General features: G+C 45.1%; 7 protein-coding genes and 1 riboswitch. Of the genes, 4 read left to right on the top strand and 3 right to left on the bottom strand.

Features of this window, described 5'->3' with window-relative positions; translation table 11 throughout:
- Positions 1-522 precede the first annotated feature (522 nt).
- On the bottom strand, positions 523-1,428 hold the full coding sequence (locus ACH0QE_RS04605; RefSeq protein WP_415799519.1) for an NERD domain-containing protein: 906 nt from the start codon (positions 1,426-1,428) through the stop codon (positions 523-525).
- Between the two features lie 108 nt (positions 1,429-1,536).
- A riboswitch (Lysine riboswitch) is annotated at positions 1,537-1,715 on the top strand.
- A gap of 156 nt (positions 1,716-1,871) precedes the next feature.
- Here ACH0QE_RS04605 and ACH0QE_RS04610 point away from each other — a divergent pair.
- The 4 genes from ACH0QE_RS04610 to ACH0QE_RS04625 all read left to right on the top strand — a co-directional run bounded on the left by ACH0QE_RS04610 (position 1,872) and on the right by ACH0QE_RS04625 (position 5,889).
- Positions 1,872-3,470, top strand: coding sequence for an amidohydrolase (locus ACH0QE_RS04610; RefSeq protein ID WP_415799521.1), 1,599 nt, complete (start codon positions 1,872-1,874; stop codon positions 3,468-3,470).
- A 137-nt stretch (positions 3,471-3,607) separates the two neighbouring features.
- On the top strand, positions 3,608-5,353 hold the full coding sequence (locus ACH0QE_RS04615; RefSeq protein WP_415799522.1) for a methyl-accepting chemotaxis protein: 1,746 nt from the start codon (positions 3,608-3,610) through the stop codon (positions 5,351-5,353).
- Positions 5,354-5,455: 102 nt separating this feature from the next.
- On the top strand, positions 5,456-5,581 hold the full coding sequence (locus ACH0QE_RS04620) for a hypothetical protein (protein ID WP_415799523.1): 126 nt from the start codon (positions 5,456-5,458) through the stop codon (positions 5,579-5,581).
- Between the two features lie 116 nt (positions 5,582-5,697).
- Positions 5,698-5,889, top strand: a complete 192-nt coding sequence (locus ACH0QE_RS04625) for a hypothetical protein (RefSeq protein ID WP_415799524.1) — start codon at positions 5,698-5,700, stop codon at positions 5,887-5,889.
- Between the two features lie 65 nt (positions 5,890-5,954).
- On the opposite strand, the gene ACH0QE_RS04630 is transcribed toward ACH0QE_RS04625, so the two are convergent.
- Together ACH0QE_RS04630 and ACH0QE_RS04635 are read right to left on the bottom strand one after the other, a co-directional pair.
- On the bottom strand, positions 5,955-6,749 hold the full coding sequence (locus ACH0QE_RS04630) for an alpha/beta fold hydrolase (RefSeq protein ID WP_415799525.1): 795 nt from the start codon (positions 6,747-6,749) through the stop codon (positions 5,955-5,957).
- 124 nt (positions 6,750-6,873) lie between these two features.
- A partial coding sequence (locus ACH0QE_RS04635) for an alpha-amylase family glycosyl hydrolase (protein ID WP_415799526.1) occupies positions 6,874-8,775 on the bottom strand: 1,902 nt, incomplete at its 5' end.

The raw sequence follows: 8,775 nt of genomic DNA on the forward strand, positions 1-8,775 counted from the left end.
GAAAAGAGGAAGAGCCGAAGATTTGGGTAACAAGTAAGAGGAACATGTGCCCGAAATGTGGAGGTGCCGGAGATTTCGGTAACAAGTAAGAGGAACATGTGCCCGAAATGTGGAGGTGCCGATGATTTCAGTAACAAGTAAGAGGAACATGTGCCTGAAATGTTGAGGTGCCGAGGATTTCGGGAACAAGTAAGAGGAACGTGTGCCCGAAAAGTGGAGATGGAGAAGATTTCGGTAACAAGTAAGAGGAACATGTGCCCGAAAAGTGGAGGTGGCGAAGATTTGGGTAACAAGTAAGAGGAACATGTGCCCGAAAAGTGGAGATGGCGAAGATTTGGGTAACAAGTAAGAGGAACATGTGTCCGAAAAGTGGAGAAGGCGAAGATTTCGGTAACAAGTAAGAGGAACATGTGCCCGAAATGTGGAGGTGCCGAAGATTTAGGTAACAAGTTAGAGGAACATGAGTCCGAAAAGAGGAAGAATTGCCATTTAATTCATCATGGCAATTCTTCTAGAACTACATTACTCATAATAAGTGGAGCTACACTCCCCATTGACTGAGAGGTTGCTCTGGAAGACTCTTCTAATAGCCTTAATTGGAAGAAGACCATCGCTCCATTCATAAATAGCAGTTGTGGTTAATTTCCGCTCTGGAAAAAGTAACTGAAAGGTTTTGGCAGAGTGGAGCACGACTGATTCCATAGATTCCTGAGATTGACAGTTCCTACAAATGTATTTATTTCGACTATAACTCTCCAAAAACTCCCCGCAAACCTCACAAATAACCCCTTTCCTCAACATACCCAAATCATAGCTTGGTGTTCTTGAATATGGGGATTTCGTAATGTGCAATGACAAAAGGGCTTCCGCCAGTTTGGTATGCTTGTTGGTCAGTTTAGAAGACACTCTATTCATGTTATTCATAAAGCGATTCATCTGACTTGGTAAGATAATTGGAGATTTAAGTGGTGCTTGTAAGAGGGTGAATTCCGGGTTAACGAACACGAGGTGAGGTTCAAGTGGTGTGTAAAAGCCCATGCTCTTCAGCAGTTGTTTCAGCAGTGATTCTGCGCGACTTAGTTGATGGAGGGGATTTTTGATTTCATTCCCGGCGGCAGTTTTGAATTTGTCTCCATCCAGGTAATAGTCTCCTTCAAGGTTTTTCACTTCGAAAAGGTGTAGGCGATCCTGTGTGATTACGAGGGAGTCGATTTGAAAAAGGGTGCCATTCACTTCAAGGAGCAGGTCGTTGATAATGAGGCATTCGGCTCTATAGTTTGTAAACCAATGGTCGAATTGTACCTCTCCTTCATAGCCTTTTTCCAGCGTTCGCAGGTTTTGCGCATCCTTCTCTTCCAATTCAATTCTGGGCTCCAGTGCTTGCAACAATAGTAATTCTTCCGGTTTAGTTCTCTCTTTTAATATCATATTCCACTTCCTTTCCTTTTCATTTTAAAAGAATGTCAAATAAAAATCAGTGAACATTCTTGGACATTTATGATACTATTAAGCTAATTTCATATGATCTTATCAGATCGGTGAGGTAGAGGAGCGAATAACAAGAGTAGTCCATCGGAGATAGACAATCGTTGATGGTGGCTGAAAGGGTTGTTTGCCGAAGCGTAATCAGGGTCAAACTGATTACTGCTGGGATGCTTTCTGAACAAGGAGCAGACTGTCATGCGGGGTTTTGTGCATGGAGAACTACTGATCGAAATGGGAGATAACGTATATTGTAAAAGCAATGATAGGTTATTTTCTGTCATTGCTTTTTTTGCATGCCAGAGCCTTTCCATTATCCCCTTCTATCAAACTCCAAACGCACTCCCCAGGCATTCACAATTTTTATCTATCCAAAGGGGAGAATCTTCTTGAGAACCATCTACAAAAATGGAACCATCTATACATTCAATTCACGCAAACCAATTGTACAGGCAGTGGTCATTGAAAATGGCCGTTTTATCGATATGGGAACTACCGAGGACATGGTGCTGCAATGGGGCGGCAATGCTCAAATTATTGATTTAGAAGGGAAGACTGCTACGCCAGGCCTGATTGACAGCCATCTTCACCTGTCGATCATGGCGGATAGTTTTATCAATCTCGATTTTGTCGGAATCACTTCAAGGCATGAGATGCTGGCAAAAATCAAGGCAAGAGCCAGTCAGCTTGAGCCTGGCGAATGGATTGTCGGCAGCAGCTGGGATGAGAATCTTTTTACAGACGGAGGAATTCCAACGATTACAGAGCTGGATTATGTGGCGCCAGCCAACCCGTTATTTTTAACAAGGACGTGCCTGCATGCAACTCTCGTGAACAGCAAGGCGTTGGAAGTGAGTGGCTATCACCCGTCAATCTCTGTTCCGGAGGGCGGCACAATCGTACTCGATGAAATCACCAAGCAGCCGACGGGACTGTTCCTCGAGTCAGCAGCGAACCTGGTCAGGCAGTACATCCCTGAGCGTTCATACGACGACTGGAAAAAAGCAATGCGGCAGACAATGCATTATGCGATGAGCAAAGGGCTGACGAGCGTGCATACGAATGATCCGCTGTATCTCGGCGGACTTGAAAAAACGTGGGATCTATTCAATGAACTTTTAAATGGAGAGCAGCTCGGCTTGCGCAGCAATCTCTTGATTAACCATGAATTTTTACCAAACCTAAAAGAAGCTGGGATGTACACAGGCTTTGGCAATGATACGCTGCAAATCGGGGCGGTGAAGATTTTTGCCGATGGAGCATTTGGTCGGAGGACCGCGCTGCTATCGGAACCATATAGTGATGCCCCAGGTCATTACGGCGATGCGATGTACGACCAGGAGCAACTCTATGAAATCGTAAAAGGGGCACGTGAGCTGGACATGCCGATTGCTGTCCACACGATTGGCGACCAGGCACTGGAAAATGTCCTGGACGTATTGGACCAGTTCCCGGCTGCAGCTTATCGAGACCGCCTGATTCATGCGCAGGTTTTACGGAAGGAATTGATTCCTCGCCTGAAGGCGCCGAGCAGAATCGCTGATATCCAGCCGCGGTTTATCGCAAGTGATTTCCCTTGGGTTCAGGAGCGTCTTGGTGAAAAGCGGATCAAGCTTTCTTACGCATGGAAAACCTTGATGGAAGCAGGTGTCATTTGTGCCGGAGGCTCGGATGCTCCAGTTGAGCCAGTCGATCCTATTCTCGGAATCCATGCCGCAGTCACCAGGAAAAAGCCGGGCGAAACTCACGATGGTTATGTGCCAGAGCAAAAGCTGTCGATGGTCGATGCTTTCCGTCTTTTTACAGAACTGGGAGCCTATCCAACTAATGAAGAGACACTAAAAGGAACAATTGCACGGGGAAAATTAGCTGATATGACCGTTTATTCCAAAAATCCATTTGAAATGGCGGATGCGGATGAGCTTTTATCGATGGATATAGAATTGACGATCATTGGCGGAGAAATCAAATATCGCAGACTCTCTTAAAAGCACGTGGGACGATTCTTAACTTCCAGAATCGTCCTTTTTAGTTTTTATGGCTAAAGTCCTAAAATTTTCTGAATTTGAACCGAAATAGAAGGTAGAGTGGTAATTTAATCTATTGCTGGACAGGAGAGCGGAAAATGAAATTCAAGAAGAAATTCGCAAAACCACAGAAAAGATTCGCAAAACCACAGATGAGATTCAGTGTGCGTGCCAAGCTATTGACCGGCTTTTTCTCGGTTTTAACTTTGTTGGCGCTCGTGGCAATCATTACGAACTTTCAGTTTAACAGTATGAACAGCAAGTATTCGTCATCCATTGATGAACGGATGGAAAAGCTGAATCTGATCGTTGAGATGAAGGATGCAATCATGATGGAGCAGCTGGCACTCCAAAAGTATATGGCAAATGGTGATGGAGAAAGCCTGATCGAGTTTGAGGGTGCGGTAGAAGATTTTGATAAAAGCTCTGCGAAATATTTAAGCTCAGAAGAATCAGCTGAGGGAAAAAAGGTAGGAGAAAACCTTGTTGCAGCTGAGGCACAATATTATGAGATGGCTTCAGAGGCCTTTATTTTAATACGAGATGAACAAATGGTCAAAGTCAGATTATTGATGCAGGAAAAAGGAAACCCGCTTATCTTCAGCCTGAATTCTGCGGCTGAGGATGCGATTGAGTACCAGCAAGATGCTCTGGAATTAACGAGTGAAACGTTGTCTGGAAACGTAAAGAAGGTAGCTCTCCTTATCATTGTACTTAGTGCGGCGGCTTTCGTCCTTGGAATTGGAATTGCTACGTACATAAGCAGAGTGATTTCCAAGCCTGTCCAGCTAGTATCCCAGGCTGCAAAGCAATTGGCTGGAGGAAATCTCGCTATTGATAAAATCAATGTAAAGAATAACGACGAAATTGGACAGTTAGCAACAGACTTTAACGAAATGACGACCAATTTAAGGGAACTGATTTTCCAGGTAAGCAGTACATCGGAGCAGGTAGCGGCATCCGCTGAAGAAATGATGGCAAGTGCGGAACAGACCAACTCTGCTACGAACCAGGTAGCAACAGCCATCCAAGAGGTCGCTGGCGGTGCCGAGGTCCAGAGCAAAAACACAGAAGAAAGTGCAAAAGCGGTAGGCGAGATGTCAGGCGGTATCCAGCGAGTTGCCGAAACGACTTCTACCGTTGCCGAGTCTGCGGCTGAAACGGCAAAACAAGCACAGGTTGGCCAGGAATCTCTGGAAAAAGTTATTGAGAAGATGAAGTCCATTAATGATACGACAAGCGAAACGAATGGGGTCATCAAAGATTTGGATCGGAAATCAGCAGAAATCGGGAAAATCATCGAAGTCATCACCGGCATCGCTGACCAGACGAATTTGCTGGCGCTAAACGCAGCAATTGAAGCGGCAAGAGCCGGGGAGCATGGCAAAGGCTTTGCAGTTGTCGCAGATGAAGTTAGGAAACTGGCTGAGCTTTCAAGGCAATCTGCCAGCCAGATCTCAGGCTTGATCGAGGTTATTCAAAAAGAAACCCATCAGGTCGTGGAAATGATGAATAAAGGAACGGTCGAGATCTCTGAAGGGTCGTTATTAGTTGAGGAGACGGGCCGAACCTTTGAAGAAATTCTAAAATCAATCGAAAATGTCAGCGAGGAAATCCAGGAGGTATCCGCGATTTCTGAGGAGATGTCGGCAAGTGTCCAGCAGGTAAATGCCTCAATCGAAGAGGTGACCAAAATCGCCCGCGATTCCGTAGCAAGCACTGCAGAAATCGCATCCGCAACGGAGGAACAGCTGGCATCAATGGAAGAAGTGTCCTCATCATCAGCTTCACTAGCAAGAATGGCAGAGAATCTAAGGGAAATGGTCGGGAAGTTCAAAATTTAAATCGTGAAGAAGCATGAGGACGGGGTGTGAGTGTTCTTATGCTTCTTTTTTTGTGGCTTATTGGCGCCCTAAAATTCGGGATTTGCGAAAAAGAGGTCACCAATGAAGCCGATTGGCGCCCTGAAATTCAAGATTTGTGAAAAAGAGGTCACCAATGGAGCCGATTGGCGCCCTAAAATTCAGGATTTGCTAAAAAGAGGTCACCAACAAAGCCTATTGGTGCACTAACCAAAGCAAGTCACCAATAGGCTTCATCCGTTCAACAGGTGCATTCGCCCAAGCCAAAGCCGTGATAAATGCATATAAAGTTAGTGAAGACAAAAGAGAAGAGGGAGGTAAGCCGTATGCGTGCATACAGACATCCTTATCGTTCGCAGGATCAGAGATTTATCGGCTGGGGCTTTGGATTACCGTTTTTAGGTGGTTTGGCTGGTGGATTGTTGGGCGGAGCGTTATTTTACCCGCGACCATTCTATCCTCCATACCCGCCAGTTTACCCGTGCTGCCCGCCGCCAAGATATCCGTATTATTATTAAACGCCAACAAACAAAGGGAATGAGCTGCTTGGCTCATTCCCTATTTTTAGGTAAATGCTTTTAAATTAACTAATATTTGCTTGTTTGATTTCATGCTTATCCATGAATTCGAGTGACAGCTGGTTGAATTCATCGGCTTTTTCTATATTGCAGACATGGCCGCAATGCTCCAAAATGACCAGCTCCGAGCTTTCATCCCCTTGCAGGTCTTCTGCTAATTCTCTCACAAACATATGGTCCTCAGCACCTGAAATATATAGCTTTGGGACATCCTCGCTGTTTTCCCGCACCTTGCTATAGGTGGTTTTGACGTCACCGGCAAGAGGATACCAAGCAAGGAAGTTTTTCCGTTTCATCTTATAGGCCTCCTGGATGAAAAATCTCCTTGAGCCTTTATGGTTTCCGCGAGGCATCAAAATCCAGGCCAGTATGCGGTATAGCCACATAAATGGAATGAACTCCCTTATTAGCCAGGCGAATTTAATCAGTGATTTTGCAAATAGGTTTAATCTTGTGATTGCACCGCCAAGAACCGCGGACCTTACTCGCTCTGGCTTCGTCTGAAGAAGGTGATGAACGATGATCGATCCAAGTGAAATGCCGACGAAGTGCGCTTTGCGAATCGATAGATGGTCCAGCGTATGGAGAATTTCCTTGACAATCAAGTCAAAAGAGATTCTTTCTTCATAGGAATCTATGTCTGGCGATCCTGCATGGCCAGGCATGTTAATCGCGACTATATTATATTTTTTCAGGAATGGTTTTAGCTGTTTGTAAAAAATATTCGAGTTCCCGCCAATTCCGTGCAGCAGAACAATATACTCCGAGCCGCGGCCCTTATACAATCTGTAATCTAGCATCCGATTCTCCTTAGGCGTACTTGTTGTGATAATAATGATACCCTTGATGCTGATGTTAGTAAACTATTGAGGCAAAAATAACGACAGGTACCATCTGGTAAAGATGATACCTGCCGCGTGAAAATTATTTCTTCTTGCTTTTCTGGTCTACTTTAATGACTACTGTTGTTAATGGATCAAGAGTTAACTTGCCATTTTTCATTTTAAAGCCAGATTTCTTGGATACAGGTGTTTTGCCAGCTTCGTCATTGTCCACGAGAACCTTAGCTTTAGAGAAGTCAAGGTCTCCCAAAGTCAACGTGCGAGCTTTCATATCAGCATTGACGAATACATAGTACGTACCAGTTTTATCGGTCGAAACGTTTTCATACGCAATGACTAAGTCGGTATCGTTGATTTCCGGCAAATCAAGTAATCTTACATTCTGATCAACAAGTTCTTTTTCGCCGAGGCGGAAAGCGTTCGTTGATTTTCTGAGCTCAATCAAACCTTTTGTATAAGCCTGTGTTGTGGTATTGACTGGGTATTCCTTTTTGTTTGTTGCTTTTTGCCAGTCAAACATGTTAATCGCATCGGAAGAATCATATGAATCATGGATGAAGTAGCCAAAGGACTCTCCTTGCTCATCCGTCAATTCGTGATACTTCTGCTCAGGAACGCCTTCGCCTTTCCATTGCTTCGTTCTTCCATACTCTTGGCCTGCGTGAAGGAAGGAAGTACCCTGAGACGTCAGGATCAAGGAGTTTCCAAGTCTGATACGCTTGTGGATCTCAAGATTGTTCTCAGGAATGGCCGGATCCTTTTTAATCGACTGGGCAATAACATCGTATAGCGGGAGGTTATCGTGTGCAGCGATGTATTGAACCATGTCGCCTGGATCGTCGTCAGATGTATTGCCTGGCTGTCCTTTGATGTTGTTGAAAATCGTGTTGATATCACGAGCGCCGCCAGTCAGGAATCGAGGCTCACCTTCTGAGCCGAAGCCTGATTTCAATTCGTTGCGGATTTCATCAGAGAATACACCAACATCATCTGTTTTATCCATCCAATCCTGGTCAGCACCCATGCCAGCTAGTTCTGGCTCAGCGATCTGGCCGGCGAAAGTTCTCCAGCCTTCACCGATGAACAATGCATCAGGATTTACAGAAGCTGCTGCATCGTACGCGTTCTGTACTGCAGGATAGGTTGCGTCACCCATCATATCGAAACGCATTCCATCAATCTTATATTCTTCGAACCAATATTTCACTGAATCTACCATCAGCTTTTCAGCCATTTTGTGGCTTGTTGCCAAGTTGTTTCCGAAGCCGCCAAGGAAGTTTCCTTGTGCGTCCTGGAACGCATAGTAGTTAGGAACGATATCATTCAGCTGGCTGGCTTGTGCCATATGAGTGTATACAACGTCGAGGACGACACCCATTCCAGCATCGTGGATCGCATCAATCATCTGTTTCAGTTCTTTTACACGTAATTCAGGATCTGTTGCATCCTCTGAATATGCTCCATCCGGCGAGAAGTAGCTTTGCGGGTCATAGCCCCAGTTATACTCGTTTCCGCCAGCAGAGTAATCAAGTTCTCTTTGCCCCATCTTCGTTTCATCGCCATAATACCACGCCATGACTGGCAGTAATTGAACGTGTGTTACGCCAAGCTTTTTAATATAATCCAGCTTGTCTGTGAAGGCTTTGTAAGAACCCCATCTAGCGTTCAGGTCACCTTCGATGGAAGGATCTGATGTGAAGTCACGTACGTGTACTTCATAGATTACTGCATCTTCACGCTTTTCATAGCCTTTGATTTTTGCATGGTCGAAATCCTCAGGATCTGTTCCGCTCAAGTCAACAATCGCTGCTTTACCAACGGTGTCGCCATCAGGACCAGCTTCGCCCTTCGTATTCACCGTAAAGGCTGCCATCGATTTTGCGTAAGGATCAAGAACCTTCTTGGTCACTCCATCATTTGTCACTTCATACTGGTAAAAATAACCCTTAAGATCGGTTACATTCAGGTCGCCAGGAGCAATGTC

It is taken from the genome of Mesobacillus sp. (genome assembly GCF_047739415.1).
Classification (GTDB): Bacteria; Bacillota; Bacilli; order Bacillales; family Cytobacillaceae; genus Mesobacillus.

Coding starts and splice junctions, on each gene's coding strand:
- ACH0QE_RS04605 (WP_415799519.1), bottom strand. CDS start 1,428: ATGATATTAAAAGAGAGAACTAAACCGGAAGAATTACTATTGTTGCAA.
- ACH0QE_RS04615 (WP_415799522.1), top strand. CDS start 3,608: ATGAAATTCAAGAAGAAATTCGCAAAACCACAGAAAAGATTCGCAAAA.
- ACH0QE_RS04620 (WP_415799523.1), top strand. CDS start 5,456: ATGAAGCCGATTGGCGCCCTGAAATTCAAGATTTGTGAAAAAGAGGTC.
- ACH0QE_RS04625 (WP_415799524.1), top strand. CDS start 5,698: ATGCGTGCATACAGACATCCTTATCGTTCGCAGGATCAGAGATTTATC.
- ACH0QE_RS04630 (WP_415799525.1), bottom strand. CDS start 6,749: ATGCTAGATTACAGATTGTATAAGGGCCGCGGCTCGGAGTATATTGTT.